Source organism: Micromonospora xinjiangensis, assembly GCF_056150165.1.
Genome location: NZ_JAXCFO010000011.1, coordinates 144,911 through 165,467 on the forward strand (window position 1 = coordinate 144,911; position 20,557 = coordinate 165,467).

Below are 20,557 nucleotides of genomic sequence, written 5' to 3' on the forward strand. Positions count from 1 at the left end.
AGGAGACCCCTGTGAACCGTTCCCGTACGGCCGCGTTGCTCATCGCGGCCGCGACCCTCATGGCGGGGGCCGTCGCCCTCGTCACCCGTCCGGCTCCGGCCGAGGCGCACGGCGCCGCGATGACCCCGGGCAGCCGGACCTTCCTCTGCTGGAGGGACGGCCTCAGCCCGACCGGTGAGATCCGGCCGAACAACCCCGCCTGCGCCGCGGCGGTGGCGCAGAGCGGCGCGAACTCGCTCTACAACTGGTTCAGCGTGCTCCGGTCGGACGCCGGGGGCCGGACCGTCGGCTTCATTCCGGACGGGCAGCTGTGCAGCGGCGGCAACCCCGGTTTCCGCGGCTACGACCTGGCCCGCACCGACTGGCCGCTCACCCACCTGACCGCCGGCGCGCAGATGGAGTTCCGCTACAGCAACTGGGCCCACCACCCGGGGACGTTCTACTTCTACGTCACGAAGGACAGCTGGAGCCCGACCCGGCCGCTGGCCTGGAGCGACCTGGAGGAACAGCCGTTCCTGACGGTGACCAACCCGCCGCAGCGGGGTGCGGTCGGCACCAACGAGGGGCACTACTACTTCAGCGGCACCCTGCCGTCGGGCAAGAGCGGCCGGCACGTCATCTACTCGCGCTGGGTGCGCTCGGACAGCCAGGAGAACTTCTTCGGCTGCTCCGACGTCACCTTCGACGGCGGCAACGGGGAGGTCACCGGCGTGGGTACGGGCGGCACGCTGCCGCCGGACCCGACGACTCCCCCGCCGGACCCGACCACGCCGCCGCCGCACACCGGTGACTGCATGGCCGTGCACCGTGTCGTCAACTCCTGGCAGGGCGGCTACCAGGGCGAGGTGACGATCATGAACCACGGCAGCACCCCGTTCGCCGGCTGGACGGCGACGTGGACCTGGTCGGGCGGGCAGTCGATCAGTCAGATCTGGAACGCCACCCAGACCACGTCCGGCTCCTCGGTGACGGCGACGAACGTGTCGTGGAACGGCACCGTCGCACCGGAGGGCACCACGACGTTCGGCTACCTGGCCAACGGCGGCAACACCCAACCCACCGTCACCTGCGCCCGCCGCTGACCCGTTCCCGGCCGCCCCGGCGCGGCTTCGAGTGATCAGGAGGTTTGCGTCACCGGATCGGCTCCGGATGACGCAAACCTCCTGATCAACGCGCGAGTCGGGGGTGGGTCAGCGGACCATGGAGCCGACGACGGGCTTGGTCAGGAGTGCGGACTGGTTGCGCTGGATGCCCGGGTCGAGCGTCTTGGCCACGAAGATCGCGTGCCAGATGCAGAAGATCAGGACGGTCCACACCTTGCGGGAGTGGTCCGCCTCCTCCCGCTTGTGCTCGTCGAGCAGTCGCAGGGCGTACGACAGGTCGAGCAGGTCACCGGCGCCGGAGGTGGCCAGCACGTGCCGCGCCCACTCGTACATCTCGCCGCGCAGCCACACCCGGGTCGGCGTGGGGAAACCCAGCTTCCTGCGGTTGACGATGGCCGGCGGCACCACGCCCTGCAGCGCCTGGCGCATCGCGTACTTGGTGGCGTCGGAGCGCGGCGGCAGCTTCAGGTCCACCGGGATCTTCGCGGCCACGTCGAAGACCTCACGGTCGAGGAAGGGCACCCGCACCTCGAGCGAGTGGGCCATCGAGATGCGGTCGGCCTTGACCAGGATGTCGCCGCGCAGCCACGTGTAGAGGTCGACGTACTGCATCTTGGTGACGTCGTCCAGCTCGGTGCACTCGGCGTAGATCGGGGCGGTCACGTCGGTGTAGCGCACCGACGGGTCGTACCGCCGCAGCAGGTGCTGCTTCTCCTCCTCGGTGAACATCCGGGCGTTGCCGTAGTAGCGCTGCTCGATCGGCGTGGTGCCGCGCTCGAGGAAGCTCTTGCCCTTCACGCCCTGCGGGATGGCCTTGGAGACCGCCCGCAGGCCCTTCTGCACCCCACCCGGCAGGCCGTTGACCGTGCTGAGCGACAGCGGCTCGCGGTAGATCGTGTAACCGCCGAAGAACTCGTCCGCGCCCTCGCCGGAGAGCACCACGGTGACGTGCTCGGCGGCCTTCTTCGCCACGAAGTAGAGCGGCACCAGGGCCGGGTCGGCGACCGGGTCGTCCAGATGCCAGACGATCTTGGGAAGCGCCTCCATCATGTCCTGCGGCCCGATCTTGGTCGGGATGGTGGTGACGTCCAGGTGCCGCGCCGACTCCTGCGCCACGTCGATCTCGGAGTAGCCGGGCACGTCGTAGCCGACCGTGAAGGTCAGGATGTTCGGGTTGAACTCGCGGGCCAGCGCCACCACCGCGGTCGAGTCGATGCCGCTGGAGAGGAACGAGCCGACCGGCACGTCCGAGCGCATGTGCATCCGGACGCTCTCCCGCAGCGTCTCCCGGATCTCGTGGTAGAGCCGCTGCTCGTCGGCGACCGGGGCGGGGCGGAACACCGGCCGGTACCAGCGCCGCACCTCGATCCGCCCGCCCGGGGTCCAGGTCAGGTACTCCCCCGAGCCGATCCGGTTGATCCCCTTGTGCAGGGTGCCGGGCTCGGGCACGTACTGCAGGGTGAGGTAGTGGCTGAGGTTGGCGGTGTCGATGCCGGCGTCACCGGCGTAGCTGGAGTGCGCGAAGGGCAGCAGGGCCTTCTTCTCCGAGGCGAGGTAGAGGCCGTCCGCCGTCTCCAGGTAGTGCAGCGGCTTGATGCCGAAGTAGTCGCGGGCGCCGAACGCGCGGCGCTCCTGCCGGTCCCAGATGACGAAGGCGAACATGCCGCGCAGCCGGGTGAGCACCTGCTCGCCCCAGTAGTGGTAGCCGGCCACGATCACCTCGCCGTCGCCGGCGGTGGCGAACTGCGCACCGTAGTCGCGGACCAGCTCGTCCCGGAGCTCGATGTAGTTGTAGATCTCACCGTTGAAGGTGAGCAGGTAGCGGCCGCCCGCGTACGGCAGCGGCTCGTGGCTGGAGGCCACGTCGATGATGGCCAGGCGCTTGTGCGCGAACACCCCGTCCGCGTACCGGCCGGACGCGTCACCCACCAGCTCGACCCCGGTCTCGTCGGGGCCCCGGTGGTGCAGGCACTCCAACGCGCCGGCGATGTGGTCGCGGTGCGCGCCGGCGTCACCGCGCGAGCTGAAGAAGGCCAGGAGTCCACACATGGTCGTCATCTTTCCACGGGCGGCGAACGGTCGTCGCGGCCGTCCGGCGATCCGCAGGCGGGCTCCCGCGGGCGCCGCCCGCGGCGGGCCACGGGTACCGTCGGCACCAGCGACGACGCGAAAGGGAGCGGAGCATGACCGAGGAGCGCGCCAACGGCAAGCCGACGGACGGCACCGAATCACACGATCCGGACTTCCCGGAGGCGTTCCTGTCCTTCATGCGGCAGGGCTGGCGGGACACGGAGCTGCCCGTGGGTCCTCGCCCGGAGGTGCCCAACTACGCCAAGCGCCGGGCCGCCCTCTCGGCGGCGTTCCCCGGCGAGACGCTGGTGATCCCCACCGGCAACGAGAAGGTCCGGGCGAACGACACGGGCTACCCGTTCCGGCCCGGCAGCGACTTCGCCTACCTCACCGGCGACCTCGACCCGGACAGCGTGCTCGTCCTGCGGCCGAACGGCTCGGGCCACGACGCGACGCTGTACATGCGCCCCCGCTCGTCCCGGCAGACCGACGAGTTCTTCCGCAGCCGCCACGGTGAGCTCTGGGTCGGCCGCCGGCACACGCTCGGCGAGAAGTCGACCGAGCTGGGCCTGCCGACCGCGGACCTCACCGAGCTGGACGGTGTCCTGGCCGACCTGGCGCCGGGGCGTACCCGGGTGCTGCGCGGCTTCGACCCCCGCGTCGACACGGCCGTGCGCCCCTACGACGGCCCGCGCGCCGAGGGCCAGCCCGCCCGCGACCGTGAGCTGGCGATGGCGATCTCCGAGCTGAAGCTCGTCAAGGACGAGTGGGAGATCGCCCAGCTGCAGGACGCCATCGACGCCACGGTACGCGGGTTCGAGGACGTGGCCCGGGTCCTCCCGGCCGACCGGGGCGTCTCCGAGCGGCTGCTGGAGGGCGTCTTCGCCCTGCGCGCCCGGCACGACGGCAACGACGTCGGTTACGGCTCGATCGTGGGCGCCGGCGAGCACGCCACGATCCTGCACTGGGTGCACAACCACGGCGCCACCCGCCCGGGTGAGCTGCTGCTGATGGACATGGGCGTGGAGAACCGCAACCTCTACACCGCCGACGTCACCCGGGTGCTGCCGGTCAACGGCCGGTTCACCGCGCTGCAGCGCCAGGTCTACGACATCGTGTACGCCTCGCAGCAGGCCGGCATGGAGTTCATCAAGCCCGGCGTGAAGTTCCGTGACGTGCACCTGACCTGCATGCGGGTGCTCGCCGAGGGCCTGGCCGACCTGGGCCTGCTGCCGGTGAGCGTGGACGAGGCGATGGACGAGAAGTCGACCGTCTACCGCCGCTGGACGCTGCACGGCTTCGGGCACATGCTCGGCATCGACGTGCACGACTGCTCGAACGCGCGCAAGGAGAAGTACCGCGACGGCACCCTGGGCGAGGGCTACGTGCTCACCGTCGAGCCCGGCCTCTACTTCCAGCCGGAGGACGAGCTGGTCCCCGAGGAGCTGCGCGGCATCGGCATCCGGATCGAGGACGACGTGCTGGTCACCGAGACGGGCGCCGTGAACCTCTCGGCGGGGCTTCCGCGCACCGCCGACGAGGTGGAGACGTGGCTGGCCGCGCAGCGGGAGGCGGGTCCGCGCCTGCCCGGCTGATCCCGGCGTACCACTTCGACAGAGGCGGGCCCCGCCGCTGGCGTGACGTTTCCGACGTCCCGCGCCGGCTGCGGGGCCCGTCCGCGTTCGTGCTGGTCAGAGCGGGCCCGTCCCGCCGGACCGGCTTGCCCCGGCCCTGACCGATGTGAGACTAATGCGGGGTTTTCTCGGATAAGTCCTCCTCGCGAGATTCCTTCTCATACGGTGGCGATCAGAGGCTGCAACCGATTTGTAGCTGGTCGCGCCGTCTTCGGCCGGTGCGGCCCCGTCTGGTAGCAGGAAAGGGCGGAAGGCTCTGATGTCCAATGACGTGACAACTCCTGACGGTGGGGCCGCTCCGGCCCCGCCGCCGAGATCAGGACGACGCAAACTCTGGATGGCGGCCGGCGTCGCCGGCCTGACCGGTGTGGTCGGGCTCGCGGCACTGGGCGGCGTGGCGGCCCGCGACGACAAGTCCGGCGGCGCCGACCGGGTGTCCGACGCGCAGGCGTCGGCCCCGAAGCAGAATGTCAGCGATGCCGGCAAGGCCGACGAGGGCACCGAGCACGACGGCAGGAAGGGCGAGGACGACTGGTCCGGCGGCGACTGGAGCGGTCAGGACGACCGCGCCGGCAAGGGCCGGGAGGAGGAGCACAAGGAGCGGGGCAAGAAGGTGCCCTGCGACACCGACAAGCTCATCCAGGCCATCGTCTTCGCCAACGAGAACCACGGCGGCACGCTCGAACTGGCCAAGGACTGCACCTACAACCTGACGCGGTACGACGAGGACGGCAACGGCCTCCCGGTGATCACCGAGAAGATCACGCTCAAGGGCGACAAGAGCAAGATCGTCCGTGACGCCACCGCGACCTACTTCCGGATCCTGAACGTCGGGCCGGGCGGACACCTGACGCTGAAGGACCTGACCATCAAGGGTGGCCAGACCCTGAACCGGGCCATCGGCGTCGAGCCGGCGGCGGTGTGGTCGCGCTACTCGAACTCGGTCCAGGCGACGGCCGCCGCCAAGGCGGGCACCTTCGCCACGGTCGAGGCCGACACGGTCAAGGCGAAGGCCGCCAAGCCGGCGACCCCGGCGGCGAAGCCGGCGACCCCGGCGGCGAAGCCGGCGAACGCCGCCCCCGCGGCCCCGGCCGCGCCGGCCGCCGAGGGCGTGGGCACCCTGGTCGAGGAGCCCGGCTTCAACGACGGCGCCGGCATCCTGGTGCAGCCGGGCGGCAAGGCCGACATCGAGCACAGCGAAATCCTGCAGAACCAGGCCGGCGGCAACGGCGGTGGCCTGGCCAACTACGGGCACACCCGGATCAGCAAGAGCACCGTCGCCGAGAACACCGCCTTCCTCTTCGGCGGTGGCCTCTTCAACGCGGGAGTGCTCCAGGTCGACGAGTCGCGGATCAAGAACAACGAGGCCGGGATCGGCGGTGGCGGTGCCGCCAACGGCGCCCCGGGCATCCTCCGTGACGACATCGACGGGGGCTCGCTCTGGATGTACAAGACCGAGGTCACGGGCAACAAGACGATCGGCTTCGGTGGCGGCATCCTCGACGTCGAGGGCGAGACGAAGCTGGACTACGCGAAGGTCACCGACAACACGGCGGTGCTCGCGGGCGGTGGCATCGCGACCGCGGACAGCCAGCTCACGCTCAAGCACGTCACGGTCGCGAAGAACAGCACGGTGGGCGTCGGTGGCGGCCTGGCCATCGCGTTCGACAGCGTGGCGACCATCGAGGAGAGCAGCGTCAAGGACAACGTCGCCGGATTCTTCGGCGCCGGCCTCTTCGTCGAGGACAGCACCGTGACGCTGCGCAAGAGCGAGGTCGTCGGCAACCGGGCCGTCGGACCGCTGGGGATCGGCGGCGGAATCTTCACGATCTTCGGAGCCGAGGTCCGGCTGACCGAGAGCAAGGTGGCGCACAACTTCGCCACCCTGCCGCCCGGTGGCATCTTCAACTCGCCCAGTAGCGAGGTGGAGCTGGACGACAAGTCGGCCGTGACGGGCAACCGTCCGACCAACTGCTTCAACGTCCCCCGCTGCTTCGCCTGAGCGCGAAACGGCTGGTTCACATAGAGGAAGGCCCCTCCGCGCCGTTTCGACGGCGGGGAGGGGCTCTTCCGTTCTGTGGCGGCCCTCCCCGTCCGGGCGCTACCGCCCGCGCCCTCCCCTGTCGGGCCGCGTGCCCCGTCAGCGCCCGCCCGACCCCGGCTAGGCGGTGTGCTCCCCGCGGGCCCGACCGGTCCCGCCCATCCCGCAGGTGTACCGAATGCGGGCTTCTTTCGGATATGGGCACCAGGCGAAGAAGATTCTCATAAGTTGGGTTTCGGGAGCTACAACCGATTTGTAGCAGGGGACGCTCGCCTGAGGCGGCGCGAACCTGTCTGGTACGAGGAGAGGGCAGAGAGCTCCGATGTCCAATCACCGAATCAACAACGAGGCCGCGGAGCCGGCGACGGGGGCCAAGCGCCGCCGCAAGATCTGGCTCGCCAGCGGTGTCGCCGGACTGACCGGCGTGGTCAGCCTTGCCGGCGTGGGCGTCGCCACCGGTGCCGGTGCCGCCGGTGTCGACGGCCTGCGCTGGGCCACGGCCCAGGTCAGCCAGGACGGCGACCGGGGCGCCGACCGCGACCGGCACGGCAAGGACGACTACGACCGGCGGGACGACAAGGACCGCAAGGACGACAAGGGTAAGGAGGTGCCCTGCGACACCGACAAGCTGATCCAGGCGATCGTCTTCGCCAACGAGAACCACGGCGCGACGCTGGAGCTTGCCAAGGACTGCACCTACAACCTCACCCGGTACGACGAGTACGGCAACGGCCTGCCGGTGATCACCGAGAAGGTGACCCTCAAGGGCCACGACACCAAGATCGTCCGGGACGCCACCGCTCCGTACTTCCGGATCCTCAACGTCGGTCCGGGCGGGCACCTGACGGTCAAGGGCCTGACCATCAAGGGCGGCCAGACCCTCAACCGGCTGATGCAGCCGGAGCCGGCGGCGGTCTGGTCGGCGTACTCGGCCTCGGGTGAGGCGCAGGCGGCCGCGACCAAGGCCGGCAAGGCCGTCGCCATGGAGCCGCGGACCACGCTGAAGGCCGTTCCCAAGGCGACCCCGAAGGACGGCGTCAGCACGCTCGTCGAGGAGCCGGGCTTCAACGACGGCGCCGGCATCCTGGTGCAGCCGGGCGGCACGGCCGACATCGAGCACAGCGAGATCGTGCAGAACCAGTCCGGCGGCAACGGTGGTGGCGTGGCCAACTTCGGCACCACCAGCATCCGGCAGAGCACGGTGGCCGAGAACACCGCCTTCTTCTTCGGCGGCGGTGTCTTCAACGCCGGGCTGTTGAAGGTCTACGAGGCCAAGATCAAGAACAACGAGGCGGGCATCGGTGGCGCCGGCATCTCCAACGGCGCCGCGGAGATCTTCACCGACGACATCGACGGTGGCACCGTCTGGGTCGAGAAGACCGAGATCAGCGGCAACAAGACCATCGGTTTCGGCGGCGGCATCCTCGACATCGAGGGCAACACCACCGTGAAGCAGTCGAAGATCAGCGACAACACGGCGCTCGTCGCGGGCGGCGGTATCGCCGCGGCGGACAGCTCGCTGACCCTGCACGGCGTGAAGGTCGAGAAGAACAGCTCCATCGGCGTCGGCGGCGGTCTCGCCATCGCCTTCGGCAGCCGGGCCACCATCGAGGAGACCTCGATCAAGGACAACGTCACCGCGTTCTTCGGCGGGGGCCTGTTCAACGAGCGCAGCATCACGGTCCTGCGCAAGAGCGAGGTCGTCGGCAACCGGGCGGTCGGCCCGATCGGCATCGCCGGCGGCATCTTCAACCTCGGCGGCGAGGTGCGCCTCGACAAGACCAAGGTGGCGCACAACTTCTCCACCCTGCCGCCGGGTGGCGTGTTCACCACCAACTCCGGCGTGATCATCGACGACAAGTCGGCGGTCACCGCCAACCGGCCGACCAACTGCCTCGGCAGCCTGGCCACACCGCCCAACTGCTTCGGCTGACACCTGACGGTGACGTGACGGCGCCGGCCACGGCGACGCCACGGGGCGAGACAGGGACCGGCCCCCTCCCGCGCTGCGGGAGGGGGCCGGTCCGCGTCGTGCCTCAGCGCTGCCGCACGAAGACCGCCACGCTGCGGGGAGGCACGCTGAACGTGCCGGTGGCCCGGTCGAACGACGCGGTCCGCAGCACCGGGTCGGCCGAGTCCCGCAGCACCGGGTGCAGCGACACGTCCGCACCGCGCAGCCCCGGTAGCCGCTGCGTCGCGTTCTCCGGCGTGCCGTTGAAGACCACCGTGACCGACGACCAGCGCGGGTCCAGACCTCGGCCGTCGAGCGTCATGGTGAGCACACCGGGCGTCTCCTGCGGGCCGGAGAGCGGGAACGCCACCCGCCGCTGCACCTCGTCGGCCGCGGCCAGCCCGAAGACCGGCGACGAGGCCCGGACCCTCAACAGCTCCGCGTAGCGGGCGCCGGTCATGTCGATCGCCGCGCAGTCCGGCACCAGCCCCGGGTCGGCGAGCAACGGCCGGGCGTACGGCCACTTGTCCTGGTTGTCCGCCGCCGGTGGCAGGCCGGCACCGAACCCGTTGCCCCGGCCGCAGTCCCAGCGGATCTGGTTGAACCAGTCCCCCGAGTTGTACGAGTTGCGGTCCAGCGACTTCGAGCGCAGCCGCTCGGTGCCGGCGGTGACGAACCCGGTGCCCTGGCTGAACACGACAGTGCTCAACGCGAGCACCTGCATCCGGGACCGGTCCGCCGCCGAGGTGCCCTGCGGCAGCTTGTACGCCAGCGCGTCGTACAGGATCTCGTTGTCGTGCGCGTCGACGTAGGTGACCGCCTCGCCGGGGGCGGCGGTGTAGCCGGCCGGCGCACCGTTGTAGTCGACCTGGGCCCCGGTGACCTCCCTTCCGGCCGAGTCGGTGAACCGGTAGCCGCGCAGGTTGCCGGTGAGACCGACCTTGACGAGGTCGTGCTGGTGCAGCAGCCGGGCCCGCTGCTCCGCCGCGGTGCCGTTGACCGGGTCCCCGTTCGGGTCGGTGAAGAGCCCCGAGGCGAAGCCCTGCGACCGCGGGTTCGGGTCGAACGGCCCGCCGCCGCGCACGGCGTCCCGGAGCCGGTCGTTGAAGGTGCCCACGCCGGTCCCGGCCATGTTGGCCTGGGTGGCCTGGACGAACCGGGCGTCGTTCGCGACCTCGCCGAAGTTCCAACCCTCGCCGTAGAGCAGGATCGAACGGCCGTCGACACCGTCGCGGGCCGGGGTGAGCCGGTCCAGCGCCGCACGCACGGCCAGGATGTTCGCCTTCGGGTGGTGGCCCATCAGGTCGAACCGGAAACCGTCCACCTTGTACGCCCGGGCCCAGGTGACCACGGAGTCGACCACCAGCTTGCCCATCATGGCGTGCTCCGGGGCGGTGTTGGCGCAGCAGGTCGAGTTGGCCACCGTGCCGTCGTCCAGGAGGCGGTGGTAGTAGCCGGGCACGATCTGGTCGAGCACGGACTTCGGGTCGGCACCGGCGGCCGACGTGTGGTTGTAGACCACGTCCATGACCACCCGCAGGCCGACGCCGTTGATGCCGGCGACCATCCGCCGGAACTCGGCGGTCCGCGCCGCGCCGACCGGGTCGACGGCGTAGCCACCCTCCGGCACGGTGTAGTGCAGCGGGTCGTACCCCCAGTTGTAGCCGTCGGTGTCGGCCACCGCCGCCACGCACGCCTGCTGCCGGTCGGAGTCCGGCGGCAGCGCGGCCAGGTCGCAGTCGGGCTGACGCTGGTCGGCGCGGCGTTCGGGGATGGTCGCGAAGTCGAACGCCGGGAGCAGGTGCAGGTGGGTCACGCCGGCCCCGCCGAGCGCCCTGAGGTGCCGCATCCCGGCGGTGCCAGGGTCGGTGAAGGCGAGGAAGGTCCCCCGCCGCTCGGCGGGCACGCTGGTGTCGGCCACCGAGAAGTCCCGCACCGACAGTTCGGAGATCTGCGCCCGGCTCGGCGGCACGGCCGCCGGTTTGCGCAGCGCGGACCAGCCGGGCGGTGCGAGCGCCGGGTCGGTGAGGTCGACGAGCTGATTGTGGGTCGAGTCCGCGGCGAGCGCCACCGAGTAGGGATCGGTCACCGAGGCGGTGACCATCCGCTGCGTTGCCGGCTGCCAGGCCCGCACCTGGTAGCGGTAGTACTTCCCGGCCCAGGAGGGCTCACCCCGCACCGACCACACGCCGGTGCGGTCGTCCCGGCGCATCGGCACCGTCCGCGGCTGCGCCGTGGGCGAGTCGAACAGCTGCAGCGACACCGTCCGCGCGGTGGGCGCCCAGACGGCGAGCGTCGGCGTCCGGCCCGTGAAGGTCGGCCCGAGCCGCGCCTCGGTGGCCGGGGCGTACACGTCGTCGAGCACGCCGGGGATCTGCACGCCGGTGGCGCCGAGCAGCCGGCCCTCGGCGTCCCGCTCGGTGACGAGCAGCTGCCCGCGCAGCGCGGCGGGCACCTTCGCCAGGTCGCCGCGGTCGAGGGTGAACGCCCCGTACGCCCACAGGTGCGGGAAGGCCGTCCGCTGGGCCTCCGTCAGCCCGTTGCGCCGCGCCGTCAGCGGCAGGGTGGTGTACGCCCCGGACAGCTCGCCGTCGATCACGCTCACCCCGCCGTTCGGGGCGGCCACCAGGTCGTACCGGCGGCCGTCCGGGGGGCCCGCCCGCCAGGCCACCGTGGAGCGGTCGATCCAGTGGGCCCGCTGCTTCGTGATGTCCAGGTCGGCCGCGGCGTCGGGGGCGGTCGGCGGCAGCAGCCGGCCCGGCGTGGCCGCGAGCAGCCACACCTCCCGTCCGGCGCTGGCGAAGTCGAGCCGCTGGTCCTCCGGCAGGTCCTTCTCGTCGCCCCGGTGGACGATGTAGTTCAGCCCCGTCGCGCCGGCCACCAGTGGCACCCGGAAGACCGCGCCGAACGCGTCGAAGCCGCTCGGCTCCATCGGGTCGGCCCACTCGGTCGGATCGGCGGCCCCGTCCCACAGGTGCAGCCCCCAACCGTCGTAGTTGCCGTCCGCCCGGCGGTAGTGGATCACGGCGGTGCCCTCGTCGGCCGGCGGGTCGGGCTCGCCCGTGGCGGCCTGCCGCGTCGGGTAGAGGGCCGGGTCGCCCTGCTTGACCCAGACCTCGCCGGTCTGCGTCACGTCGATCGTCCGGTCCACGGCGACATCCTTGGTGCCCTCCTCGTCGACCACGAGGAAGCCGACGGATCTCGCGCCCGGCTTGAGCTTCACCCAGGCGAAGCGCCCGTAGGAGTCCTCACCGGCGAACGGCTGGCCCTCGGGCCACTGCGTCACGTACGCCGGGTCGATGTCACCCCAGGCGTGGAGGCGCCAGTCGTCGTACCCGCCCGCCGGTCGCTGGTAGTGCACCACGGCCCAGTCCCGCGAGCCGCCCCGCGCGGGGGTGCCCACGGTGGCCGTGGACCGCGCCGTGGCCGTGCGCCCCCTGCCGTCGCGCACGACCGCCTTGTACTCGACCTTCGTCCCGCCGGCCAGCCCCGTGAGGTCGTGGTGGACCGTGTACGGCGCGCGGTGGGCGCTGCCCAGCAGGGTCCAGTGTCCGCCGGCGATCCGGGCCGCGACCGTGACGGTGGCCAACGGGTCCCCGGTGACCTGGGCGGTGACGGCGGCGCGGGTGGCGACCGGCTCGTCCGGCGCCGGGGTGGTGATCGCGATCGACGGCGCCCGGCCGGGCAGCGGGACCGGCGAGCCGGCCCGGTGCACCACCGCGGCCAGCGGCGGCACGGTCAGGGTGAGCTTCCCGTCCGCCCCGGCCGTCACGGCCCCGGAGGCGCCGTAGACGCCGGTGAAGGTGGCGCCGGCCGACCAGGTGTCCACGGTGACAGTCTGCGGGGTGTCGGCGTTGTTCACGGCCACCACGTACTCGGTGCGCTCTCCCGGGGCGATCCGGGAGAAGGCGAAGACCCCGGGGCCGTCGGCGGCGTACCGGGTGACCTGGACGCCGTCGCGCAGCGCCGGGTGGGACCGGCGCAGCGCGCCCAGCTCGGCGATGGTGCGGTAGAGCGGGTGGGCGCGGTCGTACTGGTCGGCGGCGTGCGTACGGTCGGTGCCGAGCAGGTCGTCGTCGAGATAGTCGGGCGTCACCGAGGCGAACATGTCCTGCCGGGCGTCCTTGTCGCCGCCCGGGCCGGTGAAGCCCTGCTCGTCGCCCGAGTAGACCACCGGCTGGCCGCGGGTGAGGAACATCAGCTGGTGGGCGAGCTGGTCCCGACGCAGGTGGGTGGCCGGGTCGGTGCCGCCGCCGGCGATGAACGAGCCGATCCGGCCCATGTCGTGGTTGCCGAGGAAGGTGGTCAGCCGGCCCGCGTCGGTGTCCCGGGCGGCGTACAGGTCGTCGCGGGCGTAGACGTCCGCGAGGGACTTCGCGGAGCCGGCCCCGGCCGTGTAGCCGCGTGCCGCCTCCTGGAAGGCGAAGTCGAGCGTCGCCGGCAGGCCGCCGCGCCGCACGTACGTCGAGGTGACCTCCGGGTCGGCGCTGTAGACCTCGCCGAACATGGAGAAGTCGGGCTTGCCGGCGCGCCGGGCGGCCTGCGCGATGCCCTGGCTGAACTGGGGCCAGAAGTCGAGGTTGGCGTGCTTCACGGTGTCCAGCCGGAACCCGTCGACGCCGGTTGCGGCCACCCAGTCGGCGTAGATCTTCGTGAGGCCGCGGACCACCTCGGGCCGCTCGGTCCACAGGTCGTCGAGGCCGTGGAAGTCGCCGTACTCGCTGTTCTCCCCGGTGAAGGTGGAGTCGCCGCGGTTGTGGTACATCGTCGGGTCGTTCAGCCACGCCGGGACCTTGACCCTCGCGTCGGCCGGGGTCTCGAACGTCGGGGTGTACGGGAAGGAGGTCGCGTCGACCGCCGGGAAGGCGCGGGTGCCGTCGGCGTAGTTGCGGTCCTCGAAGGCCCGCCCCTGCGCGTCGCGGTACGGCTCGGTCGCCTTGTCCACGTAGGAGTTCCGGTCCTCGGCGTACCTGATCACGTCGGCCGTGTGGTTGACGATCACGTCGAGGTAAATCTTGATGCCCCGCTGGTGCGCGAGCCGGACCAGCCTCTTCAGGTCCTCGTTCGTGCCGAAGTGCGGGTCGACCTGTGTGAAGTCGGTGATCCAGTAGCCGTGGTAGCCGGCGGAGACGTCGTCGCCGCTGCCCTGCACGGGGCGGTTCTTGAACACCGGCGCGAGCCAGATGGCCGTGGTGCCCAGCCCCTCGATGTAGTCGAGCTGCTCGATGACGCCCCGCAGGTCGCCCCCGTGGTAGAAGCCCTCGTCCTTCGGGTCGTACCCGGTGCGCAGCCGGTCACCGGCCAACCCGCCACGGTCGTTGCGCCGGTCGCCGTTGGCGAACCGGTCGGGCAGGACGAAGTAGAACTGCTCGGCCCGGGCATCGTCGCGGCCGGCGGTGAGCAGGGCGTCGGCGGAGGGCTCGGTGCGCCACCGCGCGGCGCCGGCGGGGGTGGCGGCGTCCGGTGAGGTGACAGCGGCCGTGGCCCTGCCGTCGAGCGGGGGTACGGCGACCGGCGCGCCGACGAGCGTGAGGGCGGTCAGTGCGACGAGGGCGAGCGGGGCCTTGCGCGGCGGGGGCGGGGGTTTCATCGACGGCCTTCCTCTGGTCGTGACTGGCCCGCACGCTAGCCCTTGCGGAAACGTTCTGCAATACCTTGCAAACGGCGTCGTAACAAAGCAGAAGCCTTGCGCATCCTTACGCAAGGCTTCTGGGAGGCGGAGGATTCAGAGGCCGGCGCACCCACCACCGTTGACCGTGCACCGCACCGGGGTGCTGCTCGCCCGCTCCACATGGAACATCAGCCGCGCGGACGCGCCCGGGGCGAGTTCCTCGCCGCCGCTGTAGGCGTAGCCGTCACCGGACCTGCGCAACGTCCCCTGTGGCGCGTTCACCACCCACGCCGTGGACAGCCGGCCACCGGAGAACGTCAGGCCGACCTCCCAGCGCTGGCGTGTCCCCGACGTGTTGCTGACCCGCACCTCCCCGATGAACCCGCCGTCGAACGACTGGGCGACCTGGTAGCGGCCGGTCACGGCGGGCGCGGCCGGTGGCGCGGTGGACGGTCGCGGGCTCCCGCTGACCGCCGGCGCCCCGGCCGACGGCGGCGCCGAACGGCTGGTGGTCGGCGCCGGCGCACTGGAGAGCACCGAGGCCCCCGGCGTGGGCGACGACGACGGCGACGCCGAAGGCCGGTCACCGGTCGAGGTGACCGACGGAGTCGTGGACACGGACGGCGACGCGGACGCGAAGGGCGGTGTGGGCAGCGGGCCGCCGGCGCTGGCGCCACGCGGCACCTCCACGTCGGGACCGCGGCCCCGGTACGCGCCCAGCGCGATGACCAGCAGCACCACCATCACGACGACCCCGGCGAAGACGACGATCCAGGGCGAGGACGCCATCGCCCTGCCACGCCGGTGCCGTGGGCCCGCACTCGTGCCGGACATGTCCCTCCCTCTCGCGTCCGAGGGAGCGTAACGGGTCAGGACATCACGCAGTCGTCGCCGTTCACCGTGCACCCGCTGAGCCGGTCGTCCCGGCCCCCGCGGTCGAAGCGCAGGCCCAGCTCGACGCTGCGGCCCGCCGGGAGCGGGGTGCGGCCACGCAGCTCGTACCGGTCGTCGCCCCGATAGGCCAGCCGGACGTCCGTGCCGCCGTACACGCGCAGGTCCCACACCCGGTCGGTGAACGTCAGGGCGACGGTCCACTCCTCGGCGCCGGCCGTGTCGTTGGCGATGAGCAGCTCCGCCTCGACGTCGTGCCGGTCGGCGTCGCGGACCCGGTAGGTGGCGGTCAACGCCCCGCCGTCCAGCACGGCCGGCTGCTCCGACGGCGACGGGGACGTGACCCGGGGCGGCGGCGGGACGCTGGGCGACGGGCGGGTAGGCGTCCGGGACGGACGCGCCGGTGCGCGGGAGCGGGTCGGTTGCGGGGTTGGCGACGGCACGGCGGAGGTCTCGACCGGCGGGACCGGCAGCACCACCGGGGGCACCGACGCCGCCACGGGCTCCGGCTCGCGGACCCGGAAGGAGAGCGACGCGACGAGCAGCAGGATCGCCAGGGTGAGGACGCCGAGCAGGACGACGATCCACGGCACCGATGCCACCATCCTGGACGCGGTCCCCGGTTCCGATGTGCCGGTAGGCCGCACGGGCATGTCTCCCCTCTCCGCAGAGCCGGTCCGCCAGCGTAGTCAGCCCCCGACCGGAGGGGAACGGCGGCTCGACACAACGGTCCGACCGGCCGGCACGGCACCCGGAGAACGGTGGACCGCGCGGGCGCTCTGGCCGGCCGCCGCGCCCGCCCGGTCAGCCGGCCCGCACGACCGTACAGATCATCGGGCCGCTGTCGGTGCCCCGCAGCAGGTAGCGGTATCGCTCACCGGGGACCCGGGCACCCGAGGAGTCCAGGAACTCCCACTCCACGGCGACCATGGTGAGCAGGGCGGAGATCGGTTGCACGTCCTCGATGAGCGCGTGCGCGGCGATCAGCTCACGCTCCTGGTAGTCGGGCGCCGCGCCGACGAAGGAGAGCGCGACGGCGGCCAGGGAGTTGAACGAGAAGCTGTAGGTGTCGGCGACCACCAGCCCCGGGAGGGCGTAGCAGCCGGCGAGGGCGGGCACGTCGCCAGCGGTCAGCGCCACGCCGTACCGGTGGAAGAAGTCGGTCAGCGTACCGAGGTCGGTGGAGGCTCTCACGGCCCGAGCAATTACCGGTCGCGCGACCTGCCAAACCTCAGCGCGGCGGCACCCGCACCTCGATCTCCGTGCCGAGCCGGGCGCCGCCCGCCAGGCCGAGGTCGTCGCCGCTCCAGAACCGGCCGGGGTCGTACCAGTTCGGACGCCGGCCGGCGGGCAGCAGACCCATCTCCTCGTACGTCACCGCCACCACCTCGGCGCAGTACGCCGTCTCCAGTGTCCGGTCGGACGCCGTCTCCGGCCGTGGCGGCGCGTCGACGCCGGACCCCGGCAGCAGGTGCCGGCCGGGCCGGCGAAGCCGCGGCACGCGCCCCCGCGCCCAGCGCCAGGCCAGCTGCGCGGTCGACGGGAAGGGCGTGCCGTCCAGCCGGGCGACGGTCCGCAGCACGGCGTTCTCCATCTCACCGTCGGCCGGCGGGTCGAGCTGTCGCAGCCAGGCCCGCTGCCCGTAGCGGTTGGCCCACACCCGCACCGCGTCGGCCAGGTCGTGCAGCTGCACGCCACGCTGGTGCGTCCCCGACCACATGTCCGGCAGGGACCTGCCCAGCTCGGCGTGCCACATCAGCGGCGGCATGTCGTCCAGCACGACGGCCATGCCGACGTGGTTCACCGGACTGTTGGTGGTGAGCTGGATCGCGCGGTCCGGAACGCTGCGCCCCCGGAAGACCCACACGTCTCCGGTACGGGTCAGCTCCACCGCCTCGTCGAGGCTGATGCTCATAACGGTCTACCCTAGGCCGATGCGGCGACGGACGCGGTGGTGGAAGGTGCTCGGGTTGGCCGGTCTCGCCGGCGTGGCGGCCACCGGTGTGGTGATCGCCCGCGCGGAACGGCGGCGCCGGTCGTACACGCCGGACGAGATCCGGGCCCGGTTGCGCGCCCGGCACGCGGAGGCTACGACGGGCGGCGACGGCGCCCGCTGAGCTGGTCGCCGTCAGTCCTCGTCGTGCTGGTTGCCGTCCCAGCGGCCGCCGATCGGCGGGGTGTCGAAGCGGACGGGCCCCTCGGCGTTGCCGGCGAGGTCGTTGTCCCGCACCCGGCACGCCACGCAGCTGCCCCGCGGCGTGATCCAGATGCCGTACGTCTGGCTCTGCTCGTCGCGGTGGTCCCAGATCCGGTTGCCCCGCACGGTGGCCGAGTCGAAGGCGGCGTTGACCGTGATGCCGGCCCGGATCGGGGGTGGGTCTCCCAGCTCGTAGCCGGTGCCGGGGCCCGGAACGTCCTCGTTCCAGGCGGTGGTCGCGTCGGGTCGCACCTCGGCGAGGATCAGCTCCGTGTCGGTGTTGCCCGCCACCACCGCTGTCCGGTTACCCACCCGCAGCACCTTGCCCCGGTGACCGTCCACCGGCCAGTGGGCGGTGCGGTCGGTGACGGCCCGGGGACCGTAACGCACCGCGTCGCCACCCCCCGCGGTGGCCGGCGCGCGCCGCCGGCCGTTGTTGCGGATCCGGTTGTTCACCACGATGGCGTCGGTCATGGGCCGGTCGACACGGATCCCGTCGAGGGCGTTGTCCCAGATGTCGTTGCCGTCGATGACCACGTCGGAGGCGGGGCCGCGGAAGCCGCGGCCGAGGTCGTGCTCGTGGTGGCCGTAGGCGCCGTTGCCGCTGATCCGGTTGCCCCGGATGGTGTACGGGCCCGGGGTGTTGCCGATGCTGATGCCGTCGCCGACGTTGCGGTCGATGACGCAGTCGGTCAGCAGCCCGCCACGACCACCCACCCCCGACGTGCCGTTGCCGGAGACGTCGAAACCGGCCTCCAGGTTGCCGGTCAGGGTGCAGGCCGACACGATCAGCCCGTCGGCGCCCCAGTCGGAGATGCCGAAGCGGTTGGCCTGGCTGTGGCAGCCGATGATGCGGATGCCGCGCGGCGGCACCCAGTAGTCCTTCTGCAACTCCAGGAAGATGCCGTTGGTGCCGTTGCCGATCGTGATGCAGTTGGCGATGGTGAGCCGCTCGACGTCGCCCCAGCCGCCGATGCCGACGCCGATGCCCGCGCCGCCCATCTCCTCGCCGTTGTCCAGCCGGCCGCAGCCGACCACCACGCACCCCTCGATGATGCTGTCCTGGAGGAAGTCGCAGCCCAGCCCGGTCGCTCCGGTGTGGTGGATGTACAGGTTGCGGAACACGCCCCGTACGACGTACTGGAGGCCGAGCCCCTTGGCGAGGTAGCTGTACTCGGCCATCGCCACACCGGACCCGTCGATCTCGAAGTCGGCGAACGTGCAGTCGGCGATGTGCCGGTCCCGGTCCGCGCCGTGCTGCACCGTGGTCCAGTACGCCAGCGGCGTCGGGTCGGCCCGGTTGCCCTCGTTGCTGAGCACGAACCGGGTGGCCGCCGGGCCCGCCCCGATCAGGGACACGCCGCTGCGCCAGATCGTGCCGGCGTCACGGATCGAGTAGATGCCCGGCGGGCAGTGGATGACCCGGGGACGGCCGTCCGCCGCGTACCCGTCGCCGAGCCGGTCGACGAGGGCCGACAGCGCCGGCTGGTCGTTGGTGACCCCGTCGCCCTGCAGTCCGAACTCGCGCGCGTCGCAGTAGAGCGGCGCGCCGGCGACCGGCGTGGGCCGCTGCGCGACGGTGGGCAGGCCGTGCTGCGACACCCGGCGCTCCTTCCGCGGTGGGTACCTGAGCCGGACGCATTCCCGCTCCCCCCGCCCGGAAACGACCAGGGCCGCTGTTCCCCCACGCGGTCGGCGCCCTGGCCCGCCCCGAGCAGGCGGCGCGGCGGCAGCGCGGCGCGCGGCGGGGCGGGGCGGGGCGGGGCGGGGCGGCGCGCGGCGGGGTGGGGCGACGGGGCGGCGGTGCCGGATCCCGACCGGCGGTCCGGTCAGCCGGCCTGCGACCGCTCGACGGCGTCCCGCAGCGCCTCCGGGGTCCGGCCGATGAGCGCACCGCCGTCGTCCAGGAGCAGGATCGGCCGCTGGATCAGCTCGGGGTGGTCGACCATGGCCTGGATCCAGCGTGGCTCGCTCTCGTCGTCCCGAGGCCAGGTGTCCAGCCCGAGTTCGCGGGCCGCCGGCTCCTGCGTGCGGCAGACCTCCCACGCTCGGGCCCCGAGCCGGCGCAGCACCTCGGTGAACTCCTCAGCGGTGGGCGCCTGCTCCTGGTAGGCCCGCAGCCGGTAGGGCACCCGGGCCTCGTCGAGGGTCGCCCGGGCGGTCGCGCACTTCGAGCACGACGGGTTGTTCCAGATCTCCATGCCGGCCATCGTGCCAACCGCCGCAGGCCCAGTCACCCGGGTGACCGGGCGACCGGGCGACGGCGCCCAGCGGCCATGTTCCCCACCGTGCTGTCGAGCTGCCCCAGATCTGACACCCCCTGCGCCCAACCAAGCAGCCCGTCGTGGGACGGCCCGGCGAGGAGGACCGGTTTGCGTGGCGACTGTCGAACCGCGCGACCGGCAATCTCGGACAGTTTCGGTTCGGAGGGCGCAACAACTCGCAAGAGCCTCGTCAGCCCCGTGCCTGGGGCCTGCCGCAGACCGCTCCGCGCCGATCGCGGCGCACCCCGCCGACCCCGCACAGCGCGCACGCCTCTGTCCGCCGCTCGAGCTGCCCCAAGACTGGGGCAGCTCGACAGCCGCCCAAAACCGCACCCTGGGGCCCCGCGCTGCCTAGGGGCCTGGGGTCGCGCTGGCCCGCTCCGCGTCGCCGGGGGCCTGGGGTCGCCCACCGGGGGTTGCCTGGGCGCCTGGGGGTTGCCGGCCGCCCCGGGGTCGCGTGGGGGTCGCGTGGATCGCCTGGGTCGTGCCGGGGTCACCTGGGGGTCGCGCGGGGCGAGTGGGGTCGTGCGGGGCACTGGGGTCGGGTGGGATCGGGGTCGGATCGTGCGGGGTTGTCAGGTTTGGCGGGTGTCCGTCTGGGCGTGGTGTCCGGTTCGCGTCCGCGCGTCCCGTGGCCGGCGCCACCGCCGGGGCGGAATCATGGCCCCGCCCGGGTCGTTGAACATGGTCGAGCCGCGCGGCCTCCGGTCGCCGGCAGGGAGACGACCCGCGGCGGGAACTCACCGCCACCCCGGTGCGTTGACACCCCCGGGCACCGGACCGCTCGTCGGAATG

General features: G+C 72.3%; 13 protein-coding genes. 5 read left to right on the forward strand and 8 right to left on the reverse strand.

The genetic code is table 11. The features are described from left to right. Window positions 1-59: 59 nt before the first annotated feature. Window positions 60-1,082, forward strand: coding sequence for a lytic polysaccharide monooxygenase (locus SM573_RS28410; protein WP_474617458.1), 1,023 nt, complete (start codon window positions 60-62; stop codon window positions 1,080-1,082). A 108-nt stretch (window positions 1,083-1,190) separates the two neighbouring features. Here SM573_RS28410 and asnB read toward each other — a convergent pair whose 3' ends face one another. Then, window positions 1,191-3,152: an asparagine synthase (glutamine-hydrolyzing) gene (gene asnB, locus SM573_RS28415; protein WP_474614490.1), complete on the reverse strand. Its 1,962-nt coding sequence runs from the start codon at window positions 3,150-3,152 to the stop codon at window positions 1,191-1,193. 134 nt (window positions 3,153-3,286) lie between these two features. On the opposite strand from asnB, the gene SM573_RS28420 reads away from it, so the two are divergent. The 3 genes from SM573_RS28420 (at window position 3,287) to SM573_RS28430 (ending at window position 8,781) form a co-directional block, all read left to right on the forward strand. Continuing rightward, window positions 3,287-4,768, forward strand: coding sequence for an aminopeptidase P family protein (locus SM573_RS28420; RefSeq protein ID WP_474617448.1), 1,482 nt, complete (start codon window positions 3,287-3,289; stop codon window positions 4,766-4,768). Between the two features lie 298 nt (window positions 4,769-5,066). After that, on the forward strand, window positions 5,067-6,809 hold the full coding sequence (locus tag SM573_RS28425) for a right-handed parallel beta-helix repeat-containing protein (protein WP_474617449.1): 1,743 nt from the start codon (window positions 5,067-5,069) through the stop codon (window positions 6,807-6,809). A gap of 361 nt (window positions 6,810-7,170) precedes the next feature. Further along, a complete protein-coding gene (locus SM573_RS28430) occupies window positions 7,171-8,781 on the forward strand; it encodes a right-handed parallel beta-helix repeat-containing protein (RefSeq protein WP_474614493.1) in 1,611 nt (536 codons plus the stop codon). Between the two features lie 103 nt (window positions 8,782-8,884). Here SM573_RS28430 and pulA read toward each other — a convergent pair whose 3' ends face one another. The 5 genes from pulA to SM573_RS28455 form a co-directional block, all read right to left on the reverse strand. Next, window positions 8,885-14,389 carry a pullulanase-type alpha-1,6-glucosidase gene (gene pulA / locus SM573_RS28435; protein ID WP_474617450.1) on the reverse strand — a complete coding sequence of 1,835 codons (5,505 nt, stop codon included), beginning with the start codon at window positions 14,387-14,389 and terminating at the stop codon, window positions 8,885-8,887. A 135-nt stretch (window positions 14,390-14,524) separates the two neighbouring features. After that, window positions 14,525-15,244 (reverse strand): cellulose binding domain-containing protein, encoded by a 720-nt coding sequence (locus tag SM573_RS28440; protein WP_474617451.1) that lies wholly within the window; start codon window positions 15,242-15,244, stop codon window positions 14,525-14,527. 35 nt (window positions 15,245-15,279) lie between these two features. Beyond that, window positions 15,280-15,894, reverse strand: coding sequence for a hypothetical protein (locus SM573_RS28445; protein WP_474614496.1), 615 nt, complete (start codon window positions 15,892-15,894; stop codon window positions 15,280-15,282). A 211-nt stretch (window positions 15,895-16,105) separates the two neighbouring features. Beyond that, window positions 16,106-16,495, reverse strand: a complete 390-nt coding sequence (locus tag SM573_RS28450) for a hypothetical protein (protein ID WP_474614497.1) — start codon at window positions 16,493-16,495, stop codon at window positions 16,106-16,108. A 37-nt stretch (window positions 16,496-16,532) separates the two neighbouring features. Beyond that, complete coding sequence (locus SM573_RS28455) at window positions 16,533-17,216, reverse strand: hypothetical protein (protein ID WP_474614498.1); 684 nt, start codon at window positions 17,214-17,216, stop codon at window positions 16,533-16,535. Window positions 17,217-17,235: 19 nt separating this feature from the next. Between SM573_RS28455 and SM573_RS28460 the strand changes: the two genes are divergently transcribed. Beyond that, entirely contained in the window at window positions 17,236-17,418 is a 183-nt protein-coding gene (locus SM573_RS28460) for a hypothetical protein (RefSeq protein ID WP_474617452.1), read from the forward strand. 11 nt (window positions 17,419-17,429) lie between these two features. Here the strand turns inward: SM573_RS28460 and SM573_RS28465 are convergent, their stop codons facing one another. Both SM573_RS28465 and SM573_RS28470 read right to left on the reverse strand, forming a co-directional pair. Continuing rightward, on the reverse strand, window positions 17,430-19,100 hold the full coding sequence (locus SM573_RS28465) for a right-handed parallel beta-helix repeat-containing protein (RefSeq protein ID WP_474614500.1): 1,671 nt from the start codon (window positions 19,098-19,100) through the stop codon (window positions 17,430-17,432). Window positions 19,101-19,327: 227 nt separating this feature from the next. Then, window positions 19,328-19,699 carry an arsenate reductase family protein gene (locus tag SM573_RS28470; protein WP_474617453.1) on the reverse strand — a complete coding sequence of 124 codons (372 nt, stop codon included), beginning with the start codon at window positions 19,697-19,699 and terminating at the stop codon, window positions 19,328-19,330. Window positions 19,700-20,557: the final 858 nt, after the last annotated feature.

Coding starts and splice junctions, on each gene's coding strand:
- pulA (WP_474617450.1), bottom strand. CDS start 14,389: ATGAAACCCCCGCCCCCGCCGCGCAAGGCCCCGCTCGCCCTCGTCGCA.
- SM573_RS28425 (WP_474617449.1), top strand. CDS start 5,067: ATGTCCAATGACGTGACAACTCCTGACGGTGGGGCCGCTCCGGCCCCG.
- SM573_RS28440 (WP_474617451.1), bottom strand. CDS start 15,244: ATGTCCGGCACGAGTGCGGGCCCACGGCACCGGCGTGGCAGGGCGATG.
- SM573_RS28430 (WP_474614493.1), top strand. CDS start 7,171: ATGTCCAATCACCGAATCAACAACGAGGCCGCGGAGCCGGCGACGGGG.
- SM573_RS28455 (WP_474614498.1), bottom strand. CDS start 17,216: ATGAGCATCAGCCTCGACGAGGCGGTGGAGCTGACCCGTACCGGAGAC.
- SM573_RS28410 (WP_474617458.1), top strand. CDS start 60: ATGGCGGGGGCCGTCGCCCTCGTCACCCGTCCGGCTCCGGCCGAGGCG.
- SM573_RS28460 (WP_474617452.1), top strand. CDS start 17,236: ATGCGGCGACGGACGCGGTGGTGGAAGGTGCTCGGGTTGGCCGGTCTC.
- asnB (WP_474614490.1), bottom strand. CDS start 3,152: ATGTGTGGACTCCTGGCCTTCTTCAGCTCGCGCGGTGACGCCGGCGCG.
- SM573_RS28470 (WP_474617453.1), bottom strand. CDS start 19,699: ATGGAGATCTGGAACAACCCGTCGTGCTCGAAGTGCGCGACCGCCCGG.
- SM573_RS28420 (WP_474617448.1), top strand. CDS start 3,287: ATGACCGAGGAGCGCGCCAACGGCAAGCCGACGGACGGCACCGAATCA.